Source organism: Chryseobacterium sp. FH1 (assembly GCF_000735135.1).
Classification (GTDB): domain Bacteria; phylum Bacteroidota; class Bacteroidia; order Flavobacteriales; family Weeksellaceae; genus Epilithonimonas.
Genome location: NZ_JPLZ01000005.1, coordinates 128,463 through 149,702, shown reverse-complemented (window position 1 = coordinate 149,702; position 21,240 = coordinate 128,463). Strand labels below are relative to the sequence as shown.

Sequence of the window (21,240 nt, the reverse complement as noted above, 5' to 3'; positions counted from 1 at the left end):
TTTATGTTTGAATTTCAATAACTTTTAAAAGTCAGTTTTAATTCTATCAAAATTATTTCCCCAACCCTAAAGGGAGTAATTTTGATAGAATTTTTAATTGATTTTTGCTCCTTTAGGGTTGTGGCAGACAAAAATTAATTAAAAATGAAATATCAACAGGAAGTAAATTTACAAAGCTTTAATTTCATTAATAAAAGATTCTACAACTTCATCAGAAGTCGCCCAGGAAGTTATTATTCTAATTGCGGAATTCTCTACATCCATCTTTTTCCAAACATAGAAATCAAAGTTCGCAGACAACTTTTCGATTTGAGAATTGTTTAGAATTGGGAATATTTGATTGGTAAAAGTCTCTGATAAAAACTGGAATCCTTTTTCTTGAAAAGCCAATTTGATTTTCATTGCCTGAACATTGGAAATCTTGGCCAAGTCAAAATAAAGATCATTTTTCATCAACTCCAAAAACTGAATTCCCAGCAATCTACCTTTTGCCAACAAAGCGCCTTTTTGCTTGACGTGGAAACCGAATTCTTCCTTCACATTGTCGTTGGTAATCACAATTGCTTCGCCGAGAAGCGCTCCATTTTTTGTTCCGCCGAGATAGAAAATGTCTGTGAAATTGGCAACATCTTCCAAAGTCAAATCGTTGATCTCAGTAGTCAGAGCTTGTCCTAATCTTGCGCCGTCCATAAAAAGATAGAGATCATTTGCTTGACAAAATTCATACAATTCCGTCAACTCTTGTTTTTGATAAATTGTCCCAATTTCTGTGGAATTTGAAATGTAAACCAACCTCTGTTTCAGCTGATGAGGCTTGTTGGTATGAGAATCCAAAACCAATTGAATCTGTTCTGGTTTAAGCTTTCCGTTATCCGTTACAACGCCGTGGATTTTATGCCCTGTCGCTTCTATCGCGCCGGTTTCATTGGTAAAGATATGTCCAGTTTCAGCCGAGATCACACTTTCGTGAGGACGAAGAATTGAAGAAATTACCAAAAGATTCGCTTGCGTTCCACCACTCACAAAGTAAATCTCAGCATTTTGATTATTGATTTTTTTCTTAATCAATTCTCTCGCTTCATCAGAATACTCATCGTAGCCGTAGCCATTTTGTTGATCGAGGTTTGTTTTAATCAACGCTTCTAAAATATTGGGATGACAACCTTCGGAGTAATCATTTTTAAAGGAATATTTCTTCATTTTCTTTCTGCTATTTTATTTAATCATAATGAAATCTACACTTCGCAATTTGGATTTCATCGTCTTCATATTTATAAATTAATCGGTGTTCATCATCAATTCTTCTTGACCAAAACCCAGAATATTTATGCTTCAACGGTTCAGGTTTTCCGATTCCATCGAAAGGATTTCTGGCAATATCTTTTAATAATTCATTGATTTTCTTGAGCTTTTTCTTGTCCGTACTTTGCCAGTAAAGATAATCTTCCCAGGATTCATCCACAAAAACATATCTCATTATTCTTCAATTAGATCTTTTGAAAATGAGTTTTTTCCTTTCAGTTTTTCAATGGCTGAGTCTAATCTTGCTTCATTTTTTCTAGACGACAATTCATAGTTTGTTGCCATTAAGGAATTATATTCATCCAGAGACATCACGACAATTCCTTTGTCTTTTCCACGGTTGATAATCAAGGTTTCAAAATTTTTTGAGACTTTGTCCAGATAAGATTTGATGTCTTTTCTAAAATCAGAGATATTGGCAATCAACATATTTTGTATTTTATTTTGTACAAATATACGTACAATTCTACAAAATTTGAATGATAATATTGTTAGTCAAAATTTGATTTACTTCTAACTTTTCTTTAATTTTGAAATATGAATTCCTTGACCGAAGAAAATTACCTAAAAGCACTTTATCATCTTGTGAATGAGAATGATGAAGTTTCTGTGAACGACCTCAGCCGACAACTCAACATCAAAATGCCTTCTGTCAACAGTATGGTAAAGAAATTTGCGGAGAAAAACTGGGTGAAATATGAATCGTACAAACCCATAAAACTCACAGAATCTGGAAAAAAAGAAGCGTCGCTCATCGTTAGAAAACACCGATTAACAGAGATGTTTCTCGTAGAAAAAATGGGATTTGGCTGGGAGAATGTCCACGAAATCGCGGAACAATTGGAACATATCCATTCCGATGCGTTTTTTGATAAAATGGATGAGATTCTGAACTATCCAAAAATGGATCCTCACGGCGAACCTATTCCTGACAAAGATGGAAACGTCATTCAGCCTGATCACAAAAAACTGAGCAAATGCAAGGAAAATGAAACCGTAGAATTGGCTTCCGTCACAACATCATCAGAAGATTTTCTGAATTTCCTTAACAAAAGAGACTTGAGCTTGGGAACACAATTGAAAATCTTGCAAATCGAAGGTTTTGACCAATCGATGTTGATTGCTTACAACGGGCGCGAAGAGAATTTTAGCAAGACAGTTTGTGAGAGGTTGTTGGTGAAGTAAATTACAATTTCCAATTAAACCCTTTCAGGGTTTCCTATTATCATTCGCTCTTTCCATGCGTTGCACGCACGGCTACTATTGTTAAACCCTTTCAGGGTTTCCTATTATCATTGGCCCTTTCCATGCGTTGCACGCACGGCTACTATTGTTAAACTCTTTCAGAGTTTTAGGGATAGTTATTGTAATAAAAAAGAGACTCAAAACAGAGTCTCTTTTTATCTAGTTGAACATATCTTTTACTTTCTCAAAGAATGTTTTTTCTTTTCCGGTTGGTTCGGCGTTCATATCGCCGTTTTCCAATTGTTTTTGGAAGAATTCCTTTTGTTCTTTCGTCAGTTTTTGTGGCGTCCAGACATTGATATGAACAAACATATCGCCTTTTCCACCATAACCTTCGATGTTTGGAAGACCTTTTCCAGCTAATCTTAGGATTTTGCCAGACTGAGTTCCTTCATCCACTTTGATTTTCACTTTTCCACCAACCACGTTGATTTCTTTAGTTGTTCCCAAAGCCGCTTCTGCGAAAGAAACATACAATTCCTGATGAAGATTGTCGCCTTCACGCTTGATGGTTTTGTCCACTTCCTCTTCTACCACAACCAAAAGGTCACCAGGCATTCCACCAAGTGGCGCGTCGTTTCCTTTGCCTCTTACATTCAGTTGGATGCCGTCTCTTGCACCAGCCGGAATATTGATCGTGATTTCTTCATCTTCTTTTACTAGACCTTGTGCATTAGCTCCAGCAGGGATCTTGTCCGCTACTTTTCCAACACCTTGGCAAGTGCCACAAGTTGTTTGCGTTTGCATCTGTCCGAACATCGTGTTCATCATTCTCACCTGTACGCCACTTCCACCACAAGTAGGACAAGTCTTGGAAGTCACGCCTTTTGCCAACTTCATTTTTTTGACCTTGATGGTTTTCTGAGTTCCGGAGATCATTTCTTCAAGGTTCAATTTGATGCGGACACGAAGATTAGAACCACGAGACTGCTGCTGTCTTTGCTGACCACCACCAAATCCGCCACCGCCGAAAATATCACCGAACTGACTGAAGATGTCTTCCATATTCATTCCGCCTCCGAAGCCGCCTCCGCCAAATCCGCCACCTGCTGCACCGCCAACACCAGCGTGACCGTATTGGTCATATCTAGCTTTCTTGTTGTCGTCGCTTAGAACTTCATATGCTTCTGCCGCTTCTTTGAATTTTTCCTCTGCTTCTTTATCACCCGGATTTTTGTCTGGGTGAAATTTGATCGCCATTTTTCGGTAGGCTTTCTTTATCTCGTCAGCACTTGCTGATTTGCTAACTTCTAATATATCGTAATAATCGCGCTTCGCCATAATAAATAATTGATAAGTGATAAATGATAATTGATCTTCTGACCAATTAACTTTATCATTAATAAATTTTAGTTTCCTGTCACTACTTTTGCGAAACGGATCACTTTCTCGTGAAGTTGATATCCAGTTTCCACTACATCTATGATCTTACCTTTTAGATCTTCTGATGGCGAAGGAATCGAGGTGATAGCCTCGTGCAAATCTACGTTGAAAGCGTCGCCTTGCTCTACGTGGATGGCTTTCAGACCTTTGTCTATCAATTTGCTTTTCAATTTTTGATAGATCAATTCGATGCCTTTGAATTCGGACTCGTTGCCACTTTTGGAGATTTCTTTGATGGCTCTTTCGAAGTCATCTACAACGCCAAGCATTGAGGTCATCAAATCTTGGGAAGCGTACAAATAGAAATCGTTCTTTTCTTTCAGCGTTCTTTTTTTATAGTTTTCGAATTCTGCGTAGAGACGGATGTATCTGTCTTTTTCTTCTGCCAAAAGTTCTTCTGGCGTCGGTTTTTGTGACACATTTTCTTGATTTTCCGTTTCTGGATTTTCTGTCGAATTCGTTTCTTGATTCAGGTTTTCCTCGTGTATATCTTTGTTTTCTTCCATAATGGTAATTTTACAAAGTACATTTCTCAATTCTTTTGCCAATCGTGGTATTTTGACAATTAGGCAGAGATTGGGTTGGAGGGTTTTGAGAGTTGTTGCGTGTGAGAGTTGAGAGTTGGAGGGTTTGAGAGTTGGAGGGTTTGAGAGTGGGAGATTCAAAATTTGGAATTCGGAATGTGGAATGTGGAATGTGGAATGTTCGGCTTTTGCGAAGCGCGTGAGCGATGGTAGTGGATATCCTTTTTGTCTTTGGGTGCGCTCTATCGGATAGACAAATGGTGGAGACAAAAAGATAGTAACGGACAGCGCGACCTGAGGTGCGGGATTGCGGTGGCGAAGGGCACGCCCAAATTTTAGTTCGATTTTTTGGTGATGGAATTCCGGAAATCGATGTCTTCCAAAGTCCAGTCTAGGATTTTGTCTTCTTTGCCAAAAAGGTCTTCGAAGTTGGGATCAACCGAGAAATTGGGAACGACACCTCGGTTTTTGTTTTCGAACTCGATGTTTGGGCGGATGAGGAAAAGGCCAATCGGGAGCGTGAGATGCGAGTGGGGCAAAATGACCGTGTTGTTGACGCCTGCAACGGTTCCGTCGTGCGCACCACCGGTTTCTTCGCCTACGATGACGGCTCTTTTTTCGTACTTCAGTTTTGCGGAAAGGATGGACGACGCGGAAAAACTAGCGCCGTTCACGAGGACATAAATCTTGCCTTTGAAAGCATTTTCCTTCGGTTTTGTAGGTCTTGACGCGAATTCTCTGAAGTAATATCTTTTGTCCTTTTTTGAAGAGAGAAAATAGTTGCCCGCCAAGAAAAACGGATACGCCGGCGCACTCAGAATGGATGTAAACACAGATTGTCCACGGAAATAATTCTGATGCATCCCCGAAGTTTTGGAGGTCATTTCTGGGACTTTTATCAAGGTGAATTTTTCGTCCGTCAAGTAGGAATACAGATTGTTAATTTCGGAAAGCGAACCGCCCAGATTGTCGCGGACGTCTATAATGAGATATTCCGATTTGGCGTTTTTGATCTTTCTGAACGTCTGGTCGTAGAACTTTTTGGCTTGCGTGGCAGAAAAAGATTTTATTTTGATGTAGGCGACGGTGCTGTCGGATTTTAAGAATTTGAAACTTCTGTTGTAGGTCTTGGAAATGGCGTTGTAATCCTGAAGTTTTTGATCTGCAGTGATTTTTGGTAACTTTTTCTCTTCGGTAACTTCTTTGGTTTCCTTCTTTTGCCTTTTGAGATGGACATCTTCTATCACGTTGTCACAAAGCGTTTGGAGTTTTACGCTGTCCAGATAACTATTCTCCAAAGTGTAATAATTGAAGAATGTGAGATTCATAAAATATTTTTGAAAGGTTTGATTTTCCCCGTCGGAACTGTAGAGTTTTCGATATTTTCTCACCAAATCTGAAACATCTTCATCGTTGATTTTGAGAATTTCAGTGCCTGTTTTTATCTTGCCAAAATTCTCTCTGTTTTCTGTGACGAATAGTTTATCATCGATGATCTTATAATCCATCAATGCAAACAACTGCTTCTTCGATTTTAATTCTTTCTGCTCGGCTTTGGAATATTTCCTGCTGATGGACCTTAATCGCAAATGACCTTCATTAACACTTGCCACGACAGGAGCGAGTTTGAAGAAAAACTGATTCGGCGCCAAAGGTTCTTTGATGGTTGTTTTGAGGCTGTCAAATTTATGGTCCAGCTTTTCCTTGGAAATGTACCAATAGAGATTGGGATGGAATTTTTGAAGTTTCTTATAAGTGTAATCCACATCTTTTCTGAGTTCGGAAACTGAGATTTTCTTGTCCAAAAACAGATTGTTCTTCCTGACAGATTGACAAGAAAAAATGATTATAAATAGGGAGAGAATAAATGTTTTTTGCATAGATGAGGGATTAAAATTAAGTTTTTTAAAACAAACATTTTAATAGCGCTTTCAACTTTAACATTTTATAACAAAAAGTGGTTTTAGATTTGTAAGAAGTCTGTGTTACTAAATCAACAATTACATTATGAAAAATATAATTTTTGCTACCTCAGCATTTTTTATTTCTCAGTTTTCTTTTGCTCAGACGAAAGAGATCATAGCTTTCACGCAACTGAAAGTGTTTGATAAAATTCCCGTTGAACTCGTTTCATCAGACTCCTACAAAGCTGAAGTGACAGGAACGATGGCGAATGATGTAGAATTGGTGAACTCCGGAAACGAACTCAGAATCCGAATGAAACCTACCAAACTATTACAAGGCGACGATGTCAAAATCTTGCTTTACTACACAGACATCAGCGACATCCAAGCGAGCCAAGGTTCGAAAATCACATCGAATGATATTGTTAAAGCTTCGAAGTTGGGATTGACATCTAATGAAGGCTCATTGATAGACTTAAGTGTAAATGCAAACGTCATCGACGCGAAAGTCAACACCGGTGCAGTTTTGAAGTTGTCCGGAAATACAAATTCACAATCTGTCATCGTAAACACGGGCGCAAAATATGACGGCCAAACTTTGCAAACAGAAATCACAAGCATCACAACAAATGCGGGCGGAAAAGCAACTGTAAACGCCAACGAATCTGTAGATGCAACTACAAGAGCTGGCGGAATAATCGATATCTACGGAAAACCAAAATCCAAAAACGATAAGAAAATTGCTGGTGGAAAAATTATTTATCATTAAGAATCAGCATAATTCCTAAAAACAAAAAAGGCTTGTCTCAAATTGAAACAAGCCTTTTTTTTTATTTTCTTTTGGATGATTGCCGAACGCAAAGCATTGGCGAGAGCACCAATTTCTTTTCGATGGTAATTCCTGAAAAATTATCCCTGATGCTTTCCAAGAAAACATTACCAGAAACCTTTCCCATCATCACGGGCGTTTGATCCACCGAGCTGATCGACAATTCCATAAACTGCGTGAAAGGCTCATTACTAAAACCAATGACGCCAATATCTTTTGGCATTTGTAATCCAATATTTTTGATTTCCTTACAAACACCCAACGCTGTAAAATCCGAAGCAGAAAATATCGCATCTGGCTTTATCTTTCGCTTCCAAACGCTTTTCATTGCGTGGATTCCTTCTTCAATGGAACTTCCTGTATTGATGATATTTTCTTCGATGACGGGAAGTTTGTAATCCGTTAAAGCACTTTTGTAACCACTTAATCTATTTTGATAAATCTCCAGATTCTGATCTCCGGAAAAGTGATAAATGTTCTTATAGCCTTCATTGATCAAATGTTCGGTAGCCAAATATGCACCTTTGTGGTCATCAATCGTAATCGTGCTGATGCCTGGAACATCTTTTTTTCTATCGAAGAAGATAATTGGTGTGTTGGTTGTGCTGACTACTTTTTTCAGATATTCTACATCCGAGGTATTTTTGGATATTGAAATAAAAATACAATCCACCTGTGTGTGCAACAACGTATTCAGTTGTTTCTTTTCCACTGTTGCGTCGTCGTGGCTTTGACAAATGATCACGCGATAACCGTGTGGAGACAATTCCTCCTCGATTCCGCGAATCACAGACGAGAAGAAGTTGGTATTGATATATGGAACTATGACGCCGACAGTTTTGGTCTCACCACTTTTCAGGGCCTTGGCCAAATTGTTCTGTTTGTAATCCATTTCCTTTGCCGTGTTTACCACCAATTCTTTGGTTGCCTGGCTGATCCTTGGATGGTTGTTTAGCGCTCGGGAAACCGTCGCCACACTTACATTCAGTTTTTTGGAAATGTCATAAATTGTCGTATTCTTCTTTGTCATATATTCGAATCTGAATGGTTGTAAATATATAAATAAATCACTGTCATTATGGGTTTTTCATCTCAAATTTTCTCAAAAACAGTTATCATTTTTAGGAACTTATCATAATCTTAGATTAATTTAATTACGCTTAAAAATAATTTTCCATTAATCCTAAATTATTAAAATATCAATAAGAAAAAAAGCCAATCCAGATGATTGAATTTGGCTTTTTCTATGTGAATTCTTTTTTATTTCTTGATTAATTTACCCGTAATCTGTCCAGAATTTGATTTCAAATTGTAGAAGTAAATTCCGGTTTTCAAATATCTGGTTTCGATGGTTAACTGATTAATACCCGATTTCTGATTGCTCTTTTGAATATTTTTAACGATTCTTCCATTCAAATCATAAATCAAAAAAGAAACATCAGAACCCGTCTTCAAACCATAAGCAATCGTCACCTTATCCGTAAACGGATTTGGATAAACGCTCAATTTTGCTTCTTTGATATCATCGACTGACAAAGTTTCAAAATCAATATTGACGGAAGATTCCGGCATCCAATCAAATACAAAAGAAGGATCTGTCTCTTTTCTGAAAACATTTTCAATTGTGTAAACTTGCGCTTGAGTTTCATTAATCACAACACCTTCATTTTCCCTCAAAGCTAATCTCTCAGGCGTCGCTCCTGCTCCAGTTCCTCCAAACTCTACAAAAGTTGGGCTGAGACCAGCGTTCATAGTTGTCCAACCAACTGGATTTAGCATCGCAGGAGTTTGGCTTCTGATAAAAGCTGCTTTAGGACGATTTTGCCAAGGACGACCAAAATGGAAATTACTGATCACCGTTCCATTGAAATCTGTTGTTCCAGCAGCTGGAACAGTCAAATCGCAATCTAAAAACACAAATCCAAATTTGGTGCTTGCTTCCGTAGAAGGTGCGACCACAACGCTGTTATTTCTATTGATATAAGTTGTGCAATGGTCAAAAACCACCGTCTGACGTCCAAAAATAAAATCGACATTTCCCTCGATGTAAGAATCTTTGAAATAAGCTCTACCAATGCTATTTCCAAGATAAGTATCTTGATATCCCAAGATTCTGCAATCGTAAAAAGCTTGTCTGTCGCCTTGCGTTTTAAGTGCTACAGCCTGAGTATTTCCGTTAATTTGAGCGTTTGCAGTTGAGTTCACAAACGTGTTGGATACTGTAATTTTGGAAGCTGTAAAATCATTTCCAAGAATTGCCAATGTTTGAGAATTAGAAGTTCCGTAAGGATTTCCGTTTCCATCCAAAGTTCCAGCAGAAACATTGTTCGTGATTATTGTAGTTAGCGCATCATCACCAATTAAAAATACATTGGATTTATTCGCTGCCAAAGTTGGCCTTTCTGTGTAAGTTCCTGGTTTGATATGGATGATCCATCTTCCTGTATAATTATCCGGAACTGCATTGAAAGCAGACTGAACCGTTGTGTAATCGCCAGTTCCATCTTTGCTAATAACTTTTAAAACGTCTGGTTCCGTAGCTTTTGTTGTAACCGTTGCTGTTGAGCCGTAAGACGTTCCGGCAGAATTGGTTGCGAAAGTTCTTACGTAATATAAAGTTGATGCGTCTGCGCCGTGAACATAAGATGAGAAAATTCCCAATCCTGTTCCAGTAGAAACTTTTGTAGCATTTTCTAGAGTTGGCGTATTATTAGATTTGGAATAAACCACACCTCTATCCGTTACATCTGCACCACCCCAATCGGAAACATTTCCAGAAACCACAAATGATTTATTCGTTACCTGAGATTGAGAAGTCGTTGAAACAGTTGGCGCTACGATATTTGCCAAAGTTGTAAAACTAACCTGAGAGCCGTAAGAAGTGCCCGCTCCATTGGTTGCATACGCACGAACGTAATAAGTTGTCCCGGCAGTTAACCCATTCAAAGAACTGACAAATGTTCCTGTAGTTGCATTCTCTGTGGTTTTAGAATCTGCGATTGTCGGATTTTCATTAATGCTCCAAACTACGCCACTTTCTGAAATAGCGCCTCCTCCATTGCTGGAAATATTGCCACCAGAAACTGCCGTTGTTGTCGAAATAGAAGAAACAGCAGTGGTAGAAACTGTTGCAGGATTTGCAACTGCGCCTTCCATAGTTCCGGAAATTTTAAGATTTCTAATTCCAAATTGTTTGTTGGTCGTGTTAGAAGCGATGTAAGGATAAAATCTTAAATAAAACTTTTGAGCTCCCGTAATAATCACCGGCGTGCTAAGTGTCGCATTTAAAGGGATGGAAGCATTTTGTGTCAATTTGGTAGCAGACTGGATTTGAACCTTATTTGAAAAATTTGCCTCCTGACTATAAAAAGCCTGATAATACATATTTCCTGTTCCGGAAGCACCAATCAGACCTTCAACTTTATTGATGGTAAAAGTTCCATTATTGGTCGCGTTGACTTCAATTTGAACGTACAAATTTTCGTTAACTGTTGCTGTATTGGGAGTTGCAGTCCAAACATTTGTCGTAGGTGTAATACCATCATACTGCCAGAAAACGATATTGCTATCTGTAGTTCCATCGCCTGTGAAATCTATTTTGGTTTGAACACCGCTGGACATCGTACCAGAAGACAAGCTGAGACTTGATTCCAAATTGCCTTCCAATGATTTATCTGTGATATTAGAAATCAAACCCCAAATGACAGAAGCCGGCTGAGGCTCAAAAAACTTTGATTCTGTTTTATTTTTTTTAGAATCTTTTTGATGAACAACTTCGCTCAAATTTTTGTTTGATGAAGTTTTCACATCATAATTTGATGATTCCGACAAAACCGAAAAACCCTTTCCGATTCCGAAAATCATCACGGCACTCAAAAGCGCTGTTGGGAAGATTATATTTTTTTTCATAGTTAATTAGGATAATTATGTAATGAAATGGTATTAATCTGAAAATTTATTTTACAATCACTTTTTGAACGTAAGAATTATCATTGGTTTTCACTTCAAATAATTTCACACCTTTGCTCAAGTTTTTGATTGAAATCCCATCGATGGTGTTATCGCCTTTTTTCAATGTTCCTCTGTAAACAACGCCTTCTTTTTTTCCAGTGAAATCAGTTACAGTAATCTGAACAGGACTATTATTCTCATTAGAGAAAACTTTTAGAGAAAGTTGATCTTTAGCAGGATTCGGATAGACTTTAGCTTCCGATTTTATTTTAGAAGCCACTTCGCCAGTTGCCAAGAAAAGACAATCCGTTGGTTGAAGAAGAACTGCCCCTGCGCCCGCCATAACTGTTTGCTTCACATCTTGAGTTGCAATTTTATTAACAGTGTACGGAGGCGTAAAAGCCATTCCGGAGCCAGCCATTGTTCCGCTTACTCCCGTGAAAATATTATCCACCAATTGCGCCGCTGTAAATTTTCCAGCTTCCAAACGAATTGGATTTCTAACGTTTTCAAAATAATTACCTTCGATCAAAAGATTAGCTTTGAAACCTGCGTAAATACAATAGTTGTTATTCGCACTGCTGAAATAATTGTTCAACAAATGCACTTGTCCAAATCTCACTCTCGGCATTCTCTCTCTCACGCCATCTGCCCACCAGCAATTTTGCATTGTGATTCTCAGCTTTCCATCATCCTGCGTTGCATCATCACCAGATCCAAAAAGATTGGAAAATCTATGATCATTGCTTCCGCCAGATCCACCAGGAATCGGAGGTTTTAGGTATTGGAATTTTGTCCATGTAATGCTGATCAGGTCTGATGCATTTTTGATGTCAAGATTTCCATCCAGCGCATCTTCAAAAGTACAGTGATCTACCCAAACTCTGGTACATTGATCGATTGTCATATTATCGTTTCCATCTACATCGTAAGCACCTGGACCTTCGAATGTGATGTTTTTTATCAAGATGTTAGAACTGTTTCTTAAGGTTAAGATTCCGGATCCAGTAGGTGACATATCTGTCGAAATCAATCTTGCACCAGCCAATCCCAAAATGGATTTTCCGTTTTGATTGTTCAACGTCAATCTACCTCCAGCACCAAACGTGATTGTACCAGAAACATGAATCACCTTCACATTAGCATTGTTGACTGCTGCTCTCAATTCTGCATAAGTAGTTACAACAGTTGGTATCGCACTTCCACCACCAGTTACGCCCCCACTTTCCGACGCCCAACCGTAAGCTGGACATTGCGCGTTTAAATTTGTTTGAAAAACCGACATCATCATCAATGCGGACAAAAGAAATAATCTTTTCATTATATTTTAGATTCTATGTTATTGAAATACTATTTGAAATACGGAAATTGACAAGCCAAATACTTGTAATGATCTGATTGATAATTAATTATAATTACCTTATTTTAAAAAAAAAGAAAAAAAAAGTTTGATGAAAACGGGTTTCATCAAACTTTATTAATGAAAAATTTAATTCATATAAACTGTTAAATCTTTCTGCAGTTGCGAATCTTATCTGATCACTACTTTCACAGATTTTTCACCTGCTTCAGATTTAAGATTGACGATATACAAACCTTTGTTGTTCAATTCGAAGTTTGAGTCCGCAGAAGTATTCAGAGTTTTAACCAAAGATCCGTTTGCATTGAAAACGTTAACTTGAGTGTTTTTAGATTCTAGGCTTGACAAGAAAACTTTGTTACCAGAAGTGTAAACTGCAGCTTTCATATCTTTTCTCACATCGTTCACACCCAAAACTGTTGTACCAACATTGGTAGCAGTAATTTTGTAGATGTTAAGAGAAGTATCTCCGTAGATATAAAGATCTCTTGCAGGACCTACGTACTCGTAAGTGTGGATCAAACCATCTGATGAGTTAGAGTAAGTTTTTGAAGAAAGGATAGAGCTTCCAGTTCCGATGTATAAAGTACGATCGTTACCACCTCCGTTTTTATACCAAACATTAACTAGTGAATTACCGTTAACTTTGATTACAATGTAACGTTGTGTTGGCGTCGTATTAACTCCCGTAGAAGTATAACCACCTCCATTCAATTTGAAACGTTTTGTTGCAGAATAACCATCTGGAAAACTAGCTGTGTTAGCTTCGATCTGTGCAAAGTTTACAACCGTTGCTGGTCCGGGAACAAGTCCTAGATTGTTTTTCACAACAGCCGAAGTTTCACCAGCAGTAACTGGCCAAGCAGAGCTAGAGAAATCCCAAGTAGTCTGAGCTTTTACGTTTCCTACAGTAGCAACAACTGCAAATGCTAAAAGAAGTAATGATTTTTTCATGATAAAATAATTTATTTGATTGTTAATATTTTTATGCAATCGATTACACAAATCCGTGTAACTTTCTGATGGTTCTAATATAAAATTATTATTTAATATCAAGATATTTTTTTTTAATTTAATATTAATTTTATTTAACAAAAGATTAAAACCTTTTATCCATGAGACTTTTAGACATACAAAATTTTAAGAAAAAACTAATTTGAGAGCTGGAAAATTGATTTTTTATGACAAAAATCAGTGCAATCGGTTGAACGATTTTGACTAAAAATAAAGCCTAAATCAATAAAATTTTATTTTCTCAAAAAAAGACTATCAAAAACCCATTCCCTTTTTCAAAGCAATATGCTACAATTATCATTCAAAAAAAATCAAAAAAAATCCCAGTAAAATTAATTACAAGGATTTTTTGAAAAAAAAAATTATGAAAATATTACTAATAGCGGATTGACTATTTCACTAAAACTTTTACTGACTTCTCACCCGCCTCTGATTTAAGATTCACGATGTAAAGCCCTTTAGTATTGATTTCGAAGTTTGTATCAGCAGAAGATTTCAAAGATTTTACAAGTGATCCAGTTGCAGTGTAAACGTTGATATTTGTAATTTTTGAATCCAATCCTTTTATATTAATTGTATTTCCTGATGAGAAAACCTGTGAGTTTAATTTTTTCCCATCAACTACAGCCAAAGTAGCAAGAGACTGTATTTCAATTTTGAAAATACTATTTTGGTCTACAGCATTCCCAACATACAATGTTGAAGAATTTCCACTATAATCTGCACTTAATATCCCTGTATCTGTTGCACTAGAGCCCGTAAATGCAATACTGCCTACAACAGCAGTCCCATCATGTACAATTACTTTTCTACCTGCACCTCCGCCTCTAGCCCAAACCTTAATTCGTACTGGCTCGTTTGGAACCGGAACTTCAATATATCTTCTGACAAACGGAACCGTGCCAGATGCTGTTGGGTCATTAGTACCATTAGCATAACTTACACCTCCCATCTGAAGTCTTTGAGTTGGGGCATAACCATCTGAAAAAGTACCACCTTGAGAATTAAAGCCCGTAATATTTGCAGCAGTTCCCAACTTAAATGTTAGTCCTTGAATTACTTGGTCAGAAGTAAAAGCAGTACCTGTAAACTTTGTAGCATCATTAAAGTCCCAAGTAGTTTGCGCATTAAAAGTTACCGCAGAAACACCTGCGATCATTAAAGAAAATAATAGTTTTTTCATGATAAGTTAATTTTATTTAATTATTTAAAAATTTCTATGCAATCGATTACACAATTTTTAGTACAAATCGATGGTTCTAATATAAAATTATTTTCAAATAATCTCACAAATTTTTAATTTATTTTTTAACCTAATGTTAATTTTCATTAATATAAAATTAAAATTCCCTTTAGATAAAGAGTAAATCCATTAAATAATTGTTTAATTAAAAATTAGATAAAGAATAATTAATTGCAGAAATTTTTGAATTTTTGGATAAAACTCAGGTTAATCGATTGCATAAAAACAACCAAAAAAGGGCTCGAAAATGAATTTTCAGAAATACTTGTGATTTATAATTGTGCAACAAACTTATTTTGATGGATTCCAGCTCGTTGATTTTTTGAAGATATTCTCAATAGTATATTTTTTTATCTCCTTTTTGGAAAGCTGATGAGACCATGCTACTCTCTTGCTTGGATTTGCACCTTTTCCTTTGCTTCCAAACTCTGCATAGAAAGCAGTTTTTTCTTTTTCAGGAAACATTTTGTCGCCTTTCCAAGGGTTCCAGCCTTCTGGTAAAATGTGATTTTCCATCGTTGTATTAATGAAAACTGTCTTGGCGAAAGGTCGCCAAGGTCTTCCCAGAAAAACTTTGGAAACGCCTTCTTTCGCCGTCAAGTGGCAATCGAAAAACACGAATCCAAACTCATTTTGCGGGCTCGTTGCAGATGCCGTAATGTAAGAATCTGACAAACTTCTAATCTCACAATTCTTGAAAACCGCCGTAGCCTGACCAAAAATAAAATCCGTAGTGCCTTCTATGTAGCAATTTTCATAATATTGCCGACTGTTGTCTTTGGCCGTGTAGAGCGTATCTTGGCAACCCAGAAGTTTGGAATCTCGCATCACAAATCTATCACCTTCCACGTGAAGCGAAACAGCTTGCCCCTTGTTGCACCAAGTATTTTGAATCGTAATATTTGAAATTTTGATGTCATCGCCCACAACCAAAACAGTGTAAGAATCGAAAGTGGTGAGTTTTTCATTGGTTGTTGGATTCAGTTTTCCTGAATAATCATCGTTGGTGATGATTGTGGTTTCTTTGTCTTCGCCTTCCAAAGTAATTTGATGTTTGGAAGATGGAATAACAACTTTTTCTTTGTAAACTCCTGATTTTATTTTAATTAAAGCTTCGCCAGGTCCCAAATCTCTTAACGAATTGATTGCTTTCTGAATGGAAGTAAATTGGCCACTCCCGTCCTGCGCAACCGTAATTGTGACGTAAGGATTTTGAGACATTGCTAAAATCGAAAAGAGAAAGACGAATATGAAAGTGATTTTTTTCATTAGAAAATTGATTTTAGTGGTAAGTATTTTTAAACGCAAAGTTCATATTTGATTGCGATAATTTTAAGTGAGCAAAGATGAATCAATAAATTGATTTTACTAAGCTTGAATTAACGCAAAGCTTCATCAGCAAACTTGTTTGCAATCTTTGCTTCCTGAATTTATCTTCACAACTATTAATCTTTGCGTTTTGAAACTGCATTTTATTTTTTAAACGCAAAGTTCATATTTGATTACGATGATTTTAAGTGAGCAAAGATGGAATCAATAAATTAATTTTACTAAGCTTAAATTAACGCAAAGCTTCATCAGCAAACTTGTTTGCAGTCTTTGCTTCCTGAACTTATTTTCACAACTATTAATCTTTGCGTTTTGAAACTGCATTTTATTTTTTAAACGCAAAGTTTATGTTAGATGACGCTGATTTTAAGTGAGCAAAGATGAATCAATAAATTGATTTTAGTAAGCTTGAATTAACGCAAAGCTTCATCAGCAAACTTGTTTGCAATCTTTGCTTCCTAATATATTTTTACACCAATTATAATCTTTGCGTTTAAAATTAAATATTATTTTTTCAAAACCTTATCCAAAAATTTCACAGTGTAATCCAGAGTCTCATCAAACCAAGGCTGAACCAACCAAAACGAATGCGGTGAATCTTTGATTTCGTGGACTTCGTAATAGATTTTGTTTGCTTTGAGAATTTTAATCATATCATCTCTTCCGCCGTGAAATCTGGGTTGAGAACTGTTGATAAAAATAGTTGGGGCTGTATTTTTCCCGACATATTCCAACGGTGAAGCTTCTTTCCAAAGTTCGAAATTCTGGGATTTTGAAGCGCCAAACCAATACGATGCATAAGTTCCTTCCTCCGATTCTGGATGGATGAAAGATACGACTCCATCTATGTTTACGATAGCTTGAACTTTATTTTTTAAAGCAACCAAAGTGGCTAATTGTGCGCCTGCCGAATTTCCGCCGATTGCAATTTTGTTTTTATCTAATGAAAATTCCTTTCGATGTTTTTTGAAGAATTTCAAAGCGTCTTCTATGTCTTCAACCGCTGTTGGATATTTGGCATCGTCGCTCAAACTGTAATTGATTGCCATCGCCACGTAACCTTTGGAAGCCAATTCCTGAGCGAGAAATCTCTCATTTTCCTTACTTCCGGAAATCCAGCCACCGCCGTGGACTAAGATGATTCCAGGATATTTCTGAGACGAATTTTCGGGATAATAGATGTCCGCTTTCAAAGACCTTCCATCAGAATTTTTATACTCAACATTTCTAGTTGCGATAATATTATCAGGAAATCCCAAATTCAAAGGTTGGATGAATGGATGTTTCTTCTTGAGTTTTTCGAAAGTTGATTCTATATTATAAGGTTGTGCTTTTGGTCTTTCTATGGTTTGTGAATGGATATTCGAAACCGAAATCCAAAGCACAAAAAAACGGATGAAAACATTTTTAAAAGTTTCATTTTCCGTTGTTTTAAAATTCACTTTTCTTGTTTTCATCCGTTAAATATTTTATCTATTAAAACACTTCGACTCCGCTCAGTGTGACATCTCAAAATTGTCAGGCTAAACGGAAACGAAGTTATACGCTAAATTTATTTCACAGCGTTTTTCGCTACTTCTTTGGAAAGAGTAATTTGTTCTTTGGCAACTGTTTTAGGAAGTTTTACGTTAGCCGTTTTGTTTCCTACAACCTTGATTGTCGGTTTGTTATTAGCAGATTCCAACGTCAAACCTGAGATATCAACATTCTTGCTGTTGTAGATGGTTGCACCAGTTCCTTCGCTGTATTTCAGTTTTACATTTTTCAATGTGATTCCGTCTGCATCTACGATGGTCAAAGCTTTTTTGGTTTCGAAATTAGAATCTTCGATGACGATATTCTTTAGATTCATTTCTGATAATCCATTCAATGATAAAGCTTCGTAAGAATTGCTTGCATTGATGTTTTTGAAAAACACGTTTCGGAAAATCGGTGTTTCCGCAGTTACTGGAATTTGTTTTTCTACTCTTTTTTCGTTGTCCGCACTTTGGTCTTCTTCGATGATTGGCGAATTTCCTTCGTAGAACATATTGAAACCAATCACCTGAGCTGGGATATTAATCATATCAATATTGCTCATCCAGATGTTTTCTACAACGCCACCTCTACCTCTCGTGGTTTTGAAACGAAGTCCAATATCTGTCCCGATGAAAGTACAATCCGACGCGTGAAGATTTTTAACACCGCCAGACATCTCGCTTCCAATCACGATTCCGCCGTGTGCGTGGTAAACTGTGTTGTTTTTGATGATGACATTTTCCGTCGGAACACCTCTGTCACGACCGTCTTTGTCTTTTCCGGATTTGATACAGATTGCATCATCACCAACGTCAAAAGTATTGTTGTAAATCAAGACATTTTTACAAGATTCCAAATCCAATCCGTCTCCGTTTTGTGAATACCAAGGATTTCTAACATTCAGATTTCTAAGAATCAAGTTGGTGGACATCAATGGATGAAGGTTCCACGCTGGAGAGTTTTGGAACGTTGGTCCATCAAGCAAAACTTTGTCGCATTCCACGATGCTCACCATCACTGGACGAAGGAAATCTTTTACTTTTTCCAATTCTGCTCTGCTTGTCATTTTCTCTGGAACGTTGAAGTTTCCTGTGCTTGTAAATCCTTTTTTGGAACTTTCTGTCGGGAACCAAATTTTCTTATCATCGGACAAAACGCCACCTTTGGAAAGCAATTCTTTCCATTGTCCGTCTGTCATCTTTCCTTTTTTCACGTATCTCCAAGCGTCGCCACTTCCGTCTATCACGCCGTTTCCTGTGATAGCGATGTTGGTTGCACGTTTTGCAGAAATCGGAGATTGTGTACGAGTCGTGTTCAGACCTTCGAAACTCACATCTACCAAAGGATAATCGTTAAAATCTTTGCTGAACAAAATCATTGCCCCATCTTCCAAATGCAGATTGACATTGCTTTGAAGAACAATTGGACCAGTCATCCAGATTCCTCTTGGAACCACCACTTTTCCACCGCCTTTCTGATTGATGCTCGTGATTGCCTTTTTGAAAGCTTCTGTGTTTTTTACATTTCCGCCGGCCACTGCGCCAAAATCTTTGATGCTCACAGAAGTCGCTGGGAAAGAAGTTTCCGCAACGGTTGGCATTTTGAATTCTATATTTTTGTAAAGGTCGGCTGTCTGCAATTGCGCAAAACTGTTTGCGGAAAATAATGTCGCTAGACTTAAAGCTAATAATTTAATCGTTTTCTTCATTATACTTATTTTAATTTTTTGAATCAAGAACCGAGATTCTGGATTTTATATTTTTATTTTCAATTTTGTCATTCCGTAGAAATCTAAACTGCTGAGATTCCACTTCGTTAGGTTTGAGCGGACTCTTCGAGAGCCTCAGAGTGACAAATTGGGAGCCCTTCGACAAGCTCAGGATAAACTCCAGGCGGATAAGTTGCCCAAATAATTTTCATTACACTAACCCTAAAGGGCGGAAAATTAATTTTATTTTTTACTTACAATTTTTTTGAATTCGTCGTAAACTATCTGTGCCATTGCTTTTGCACCTTCTGGCTGGAAATGTGTATCGTCCTTCTGTCCGTTTGGATAGGCCGGATATTTACCTTCGGGAAGATTCATAAAGTACGCGGTGGTCACATAATCCTTTCCTTTTTTGGTCAACATTTCTCGGGAAAGTTTGTTCAGGTCTATCAAATCTACTTTTAATTCTTGTGCCACTTCTATCATCGCAGGTGCATATTCCGGGTGACTGTCGCCCAAAACGCCATCTTTCCAAGGACTGTTTCTGGAAACGGATGTCACCAAAACCGGCGTCGCACCTTTCTCGCGAACCTGAGAAATAAACAGTCTCAAATATTCTTTGTAACCGGGAACATCCACGTATCTATCGACTTTTTTAACAGATTCGTCGTTGTGACCAAACTGAATCAAAACCCAATCTTTCTGTTTTAGATTTTCAAAAATATAACGCCATCTTCCTTCTTGGAAAAAAGTTCGTGTACTTCTTCCACCTTTGGCTTTGTCAACCACCAAAACATTTTTCGCAAGTGCTGGAGATTTCAAAGTTTTGAGGCTGTCTGCTACAAAAAATTCCTGAAAAACGCCACCCCAACCTTGCTGTGGATATCGCTTTTCCTGATAATTGCTTTCCAAACTGTAATCAGTCAAAGTGGAATCGCCAGCTAAGAAAATGTTGGTCGTGGTTTTGTCTTTGGAAGGTGTTACCATTCTTTCTTTCTGATTATCCTGCGCCGTTTGAGCCGTCAATAGCAAAGATGCCGTGACGAAAAATACTGCGGAGATATTCTTAAAAGATATTTTCATTTACTAATTAGATTTATCCGTTTTAATTATTTCTTTAAATTCTGCAAAGACCATTTCTGCCACGACTTTTGCACCGTCTGGCTGAAAATGCGTGTCATCTTTTTGACCTTTTGGATAGGCTTCGTATTTGCCTTCGGGAAGATTCATAAAGTAATTTTGGGAAACATATTCCTGACCTTTTGTGGTAAAAAAATCCATTGACAATTTGTTCAAATCAATGTATGGAACATTCATTTCCTTTGAAATATCAATCGGCGCTTGCCAATATTCGCCGTGAACATTGTTGAGTCTTCCGTCTTTCCAAGGGTAATTTCTTGCGACAGGTGTAAGGATGATTGGTTTGCCACCTTTTTGTCTGGTTTGCGTCACGAACAATCTTAGAAATTCTTTGTAACCTTCGATGTTTACAAAACGTTCTGTGTGTTTTTCCGAACCATCGTTGTGTCCGAATTGCATCATCATATAATCATTGGGTTTCAAATTTTCGAAAACGAATCGCCATCTTCCTTCCTGGAAAAAAGTTCTGGTGCTTCGTCCGCCTTTGGCCTTATCAATGATTTTAACAGAATCTGTTTTCAGAAAAGGTTTTAATTCTGCTAAATTTTCTTTCGTGAAAAGTGGCTGAAAAACCTGTCCCCAACCCATAATCGGGTAACGGACTTTCATATAATCTTTGCCTGGCTCGTAATCTCCGGAATAATCTGCAACGGTAGAATCGCCAATCAAAAAGATTTGAGTGACGTTCTGATTGCTCTTATTTTTAGTCAAATTACTTTGAGACTGACAAGCTGACAGCACAAATACGAAAGCTAAAAAAGATGCTATTTTGTTGAAATTAAATTTCATT

18 protein-coding genes are annotated in these 21,240 nt (G+C 37.3%); 2 read left to right on the top strand and 16 right to left on the bottom strand.

What is annotated here, in order from left to right; all coding sequences use genetic code 11:
* Window positions 1–168: 168 nt before the first annotated feature.
* From IO90_RS06415 to IO90_RS06405, 3 genes are read right to left on the bottom strand one after another with little or no spacing between them, the layout of a single operon-like run.
* Entirely contained in the window at window positions 169–1,200 is a 1,032-nt protein-coding gene (locus IO90_RS06415; RefSeq protein WP_034965091.1) for a threonine aldolase family protein, read from the bottom strand.
* A 19-nt stretch (window positions 1,201–1,219) separates the two neighbouring features.
* A complete protein-coding gene (locus tag IO90_RS06410) occupies window positions 1,220–1,477 on the bottom strand; it encodes a Txe/YoeB family addiction module toxin (RefSeq protein ID WP_034965089.1) in 258 nt (85 codons plus the stop codon).
* Window positions 1,477–1,731, bottom strand: coding sequence for a type II toxin-antitoxin system Phd/YefM family antitoxin (locus IO90_RS06405; RefSeq protein ID WP_034965087.1), 255 nt, complete (start codon window positions 1,729–1,731; stop codon window positions 1,477–1,479). Before IO90_RS06405 ends, IO90_RS06410 begins: the two co-directional genes overlap by 1 nt.
* A 108-nt stretch (window positions 1,732–1,839) precedes the next feature.
* Between IO90_RS06405 and IO90_RS06400 the strand changes: the two genes are divergently transcribed.
* Window positions 1,840–2,487: a metal-dependent transcriptional regulator gene (locus tag IO90_RS06400; protein ID WP_034965086.1), complete on the top strand. Its 648-nt coding sequence runs from the start codon at window positions 1,840–1,842 to the stop codon at window positions 2,485–2,487.
* Window positions 2,488–2,706: 219 nt separating this feature from the next.
* On the opposite strand, the gene dnaJ is transcribed toward IO90_RS06400, so the two are convergent.
* The 3 genes from dnaJ to IO90_RS06385 form a co-directional block, all read right to left on the bottom strand.
* Window positions 2,707–3,828 carry a molecular chaperone DnaJ gene (gene dnaJ / locus IO90_RS06395; RefSeq protein ID WP_034965085.1) on the bottom strand — a complete coding sequence of 374 codons (1,122 nt, stop codon included), beginning with the start codon at window positions 3,826–3,828 and terminating at the stop codon, window positions 2,707–2,709.
* Between the two features lie 68 nt (window positions 3,829–3,896).
* A complete protein-coding gene (locus tag IO90_RS06390) occupies window positions 3,897–4,436 on the bottom strand; it encodes a nucleotide exchange factor GrpE (RefSeq protein WP_034965083.1) in 540 nt (179 codons plus the stop codon).
* Window positions 4,437–4,789: 353 nt separating this feature from the next.
* Window positions 4,790–6,334 (bottom strand): S41 family peptidase, encoded by a 1,545-nt coding sequence (locus tag IO90_RS06385; RefSeq protein ID WP_034965081.1) that lies wholly within the window; start codon window positions 6,332–6,334, stop codon window positions 4,790–4,792.
* Between the two features lie 127 nt (window positions 6,335–6,461).
* On the opposite strand from IO90_RS06385, the gene IO90_RS06380 reads away from it, so the two are divergent.
* Window positions 6,462–7,127, top strand: coding sequence for a head GIN domain-containing protein (locus IO90_RS06380; protein ID WP_034965079.1), 666 nt, complete (start codon window positions 6,462–6,464; stop codon window positions 7,125–7,127).
* Window positions 7,128–7,188: 61 nt separating this feature from the next.
* Here IO90_RS06380 and IO90_RS06375 read toward each other — a convergent pair whose 3' ends face one another.
* The 10 genes from IO90_RS06375 to IO90_RS06330 form a co-directional block, all read right to left on the bottom strand.
* Window positions 7,189–8,217 carry a LacI family DNA-binding transcriptional regulator gene (locus IO90_RS06375; RefSeq protein ID WP_034965078.1) on the bottom strand — a complete coding sequence of 343 codons (1,029 nt, stop codon included), beginning with the start codon at window positions 8,215–8,217 and terminating at the stop codon, window positions 7,189–7,191.
* Between the two features lie 230 nt (window positions 8,218–8,447).
* Window positions 8,448–11,096: a pectinesterase family protein gene (locus IO90_RS18315; RefSeq protein WP_051878368.1), complete on the bottom strand. Its 2,649-nt coding sequence runs from the start codon at window positions 11,094–11,096 to the stop codon at window positions 8,448–8,450.
* Window positions 11,097–11,142: 46 nt separating this feature from the next.
* Window positions 11,143–12,459, bottom strand: coding sequence for a T9SS type A sorting domain-containing protein (locus tag IO90_RS06365; protein WP_051878364.1), 1,317 nt, complete (start codon window positions 12,457–12,459; stop codon window positions 11,143–11,145).
* 210 nt (window positions 12,460–12,669) lie between these two features.
* Window positions 12,670–13,452: a T9SS type A sorting domain-containing protein gene (locus IO90_RS06360; protein WP_034965076.1), complete on the bottom strand. Its 783-nt coding sequence runs from the start codon at window positions 13,450–13,452 to the stop codon at window positions 12,670–12,672.
* A 451-nt stretch (window positions 13,453–13,903) separates the two neighbouring features.
* Window positions 13,904–14,671 (bottom strand): T9SS type A sorting domain-containing protein, encoded by a 768-nt coding sequence (locus tag IO90_RS06355; RefSeq protein ID WP_165570248.1) that lies wholly within the window; start codon window positions 14,669–14,671, stop codon window positions 13,904–13,906.
* A 375-nt stretch (window positions 14,672–15,046) separates the two neighbouring features.
* Complete coding sequence (locus IO90_RS06350; protein WP_034965073.1) at window positions 15,047–16,024, bottom strand: pectinesterase family protein; 978 nt, start codon at window positions 16,022–16,024, stop codon at window positions 15,047–15,049.
* Between the two features lie 566 nt (window positions 16,025–16,590).
* On the bottom strand, window positions 16,591–17,541 hold the full coding sequence (locus IO90_RS06345) for an alpha/beta hydrolase (protein WP_081871783.1): 951 nt from the start codon (window positions 17,539–17,541) through the stop codon (window positions 16,591–16,593).
* Between the two features lie 95 nt (window positions 17,542–17,636).
* Window positions 17,637–19,310 carry a glycoside hydrolase family 28 protein gene (locus IO90_RS06340; RefSeq protein WP_034965071.1) on the bottom strand — a complete coding sequence of 558 codons (1,674 nt, stop codon included), beginning with the start codon at window positions 19,308–19,310 and terminating at the stop codon, window positions 17,637–17,639.
* Window positions 19,311–19,553: 243 nt separating this feature from the next.
* The gene (locus tag IO90_RS06335; protein WP_034965069.1) at window positions 19,554–20,393 is read right to left on the bottom strand and encodes a rhamnogalacturonan acetylesterase; all 840 of its coding nucleotides are present in this window, start codon (window positions 20,391–20,393) and stop codon (window positions 19,554–19,556) included.
* Window positions 20,394–20,396: 3 nt separating this feature from the next.
* Window positions 20,397–21,239 carry a rhamnogalacturonan acetylesterase gene (locus IO90_RS06330; RefSeq protein WP_034965067.1) on the bottom strand — a complete coding sequence of 281 codons (843 nt, stop codon included), beginning with the start codon at window positions 21,237–21,239 and terminating at the stop codon, window positions 20,397–20,399.
* Window position 21,240 lies beyond the last annotated feature (1 nt).

What these genes read in the sequence shown, in the direction of transcription:
- IO90_RS06415 (WP_034965091.1), bottom strand. Translation starts at nt 1,200, where the DNA reads ATGAAGAAATATTCCTTTAAAAATGATTACTCCGAAGGTTGTCATCCC.
- IO90_RS06410 (WP_034965089.1), bottom strand. Translation starts at nt 1,477, where the DNA reads ATGAGATATGTTTTTGTGGATGAATCCTGGGAAGATTATCTTTACTGG.
- IO90_RS06405 (WP_034965087.1), bottom strand. Translation starts at nt 1,731, where the DNA reads ATGTTGATTGCCAATATCTCTGATTTTAGAAAAGACATCAAATCTTAT.
- IO90_RS06400 (WP_034965086.1), top strand. Translation starts at nt 1,840, where the DNA reads ATGAATTCCTTGACCGAAGAAAATTACCTAAAAGCACTTTATCATCTT.
- dnaJ (WP_034965085.1), bottom strand. Translation starts at nt 3,828, where the DNA reads ATGGCGAAGCGCGATTATTACGATATATTAGAAGTTAGCAAATCAGCA.
- IO90_RS06390 (WP_034965083.1), bottom strand. Translation starts at nt 4,436, where the DNA reads ATGGAAGAAAACAAAGATATACACGAGGAAAACCTGAATCAAGAAACG.
- IO90_RS06385 (WP_034965081.1), bottom strand. Translation starts at nt 6,334, where the DNA reads ATGCAAAAAACATTTATTCTCTCCCTATTTATAATCATTTTTTCTTGT.
- IO90_RS06380 (WP_034965079.1), top strand. Translation starts at nt 6,462, where the DNA reads ATGAAAAATATAATTTTTGCTACCTCAGCATTTTTTATTTCTCAGTTT.
- IO90_RS06375 (WP_034965078.1), bottom strand. Translation starts at nt 8,217, where the DNA reads ATGACAAAGAAGAATACGACAATTTATGACATTTCCAAAAAACTGAAT.
- IO90_RS18315 (WP_051878368.1), bottom strand. Translation starts at nt 11,096, where the DNA reads ATGAAAAAAAATATAATCTTCCCAACAGCGCTTTTGAGTGCCGTGATG.
- IO90_RS06365 (WP_051878364.1), bottom strand. Translation starts at nt 12,459, where the DNA reads ATGAAAAGATTATTTCTTTTGTCCGCATTGATGATGATGTCGGTTTTT.
- IO90_RS06360 (WP_034965076.1), bottom strand. Translation starts at nt 13,452, where the DNA reads ATGAAAAAATCATTACTTCTTTTAGCATTTGCAGTTGTTGCTACTGTA.
- IO90_RS06355 (WP_165570248.1), bottom strand. Translation starts at nt 14,671, where the DNA reads ATGATCGCAGGTGTTTCTGCGGTAACTTTTAATGCGCAAACTACTTGG.
- IO90_RS06350 (WP_034965073.1), bottom strand. Translation starts at nt 16,024, where the DNA reads ATGAAAAAAATCACTTTCATATTCGTCTTTCTCTTTTCGATTTTAGCA.
- IO90_RS06345 (WP_081871783.1), bottom strand. Translation starts at nt 17,541, where the DNA reads ATGAAAACAAGAAAAGTGAATTTTAAAACAACGGAAAATGAAACTTTT.
- IO90_RS06340 (WP_034965071.1), bottom strand. Translation starts at nt 19,310, where the DNA reads ATGAAGAAAACGATTAAATTATTAGCTTTAAGTCTAGCGACATTATTT.
- IO90_RS06335 (WP_034965069.1), bottom strand. Translation starts at nt 20,393, where the DNA reads ATGAAAATATCTTTTAAGAATATCTCCGCAGTATTTTTCGTCACGGCA.
- IO90_RS06330 (WP_034965067.1), bottom strand. Translation starts at nt 21,239, where the DNA reads ATGAAATTTAATTTCAACAAAATAGCATCTTTTTTAGCTTTCGTATTT.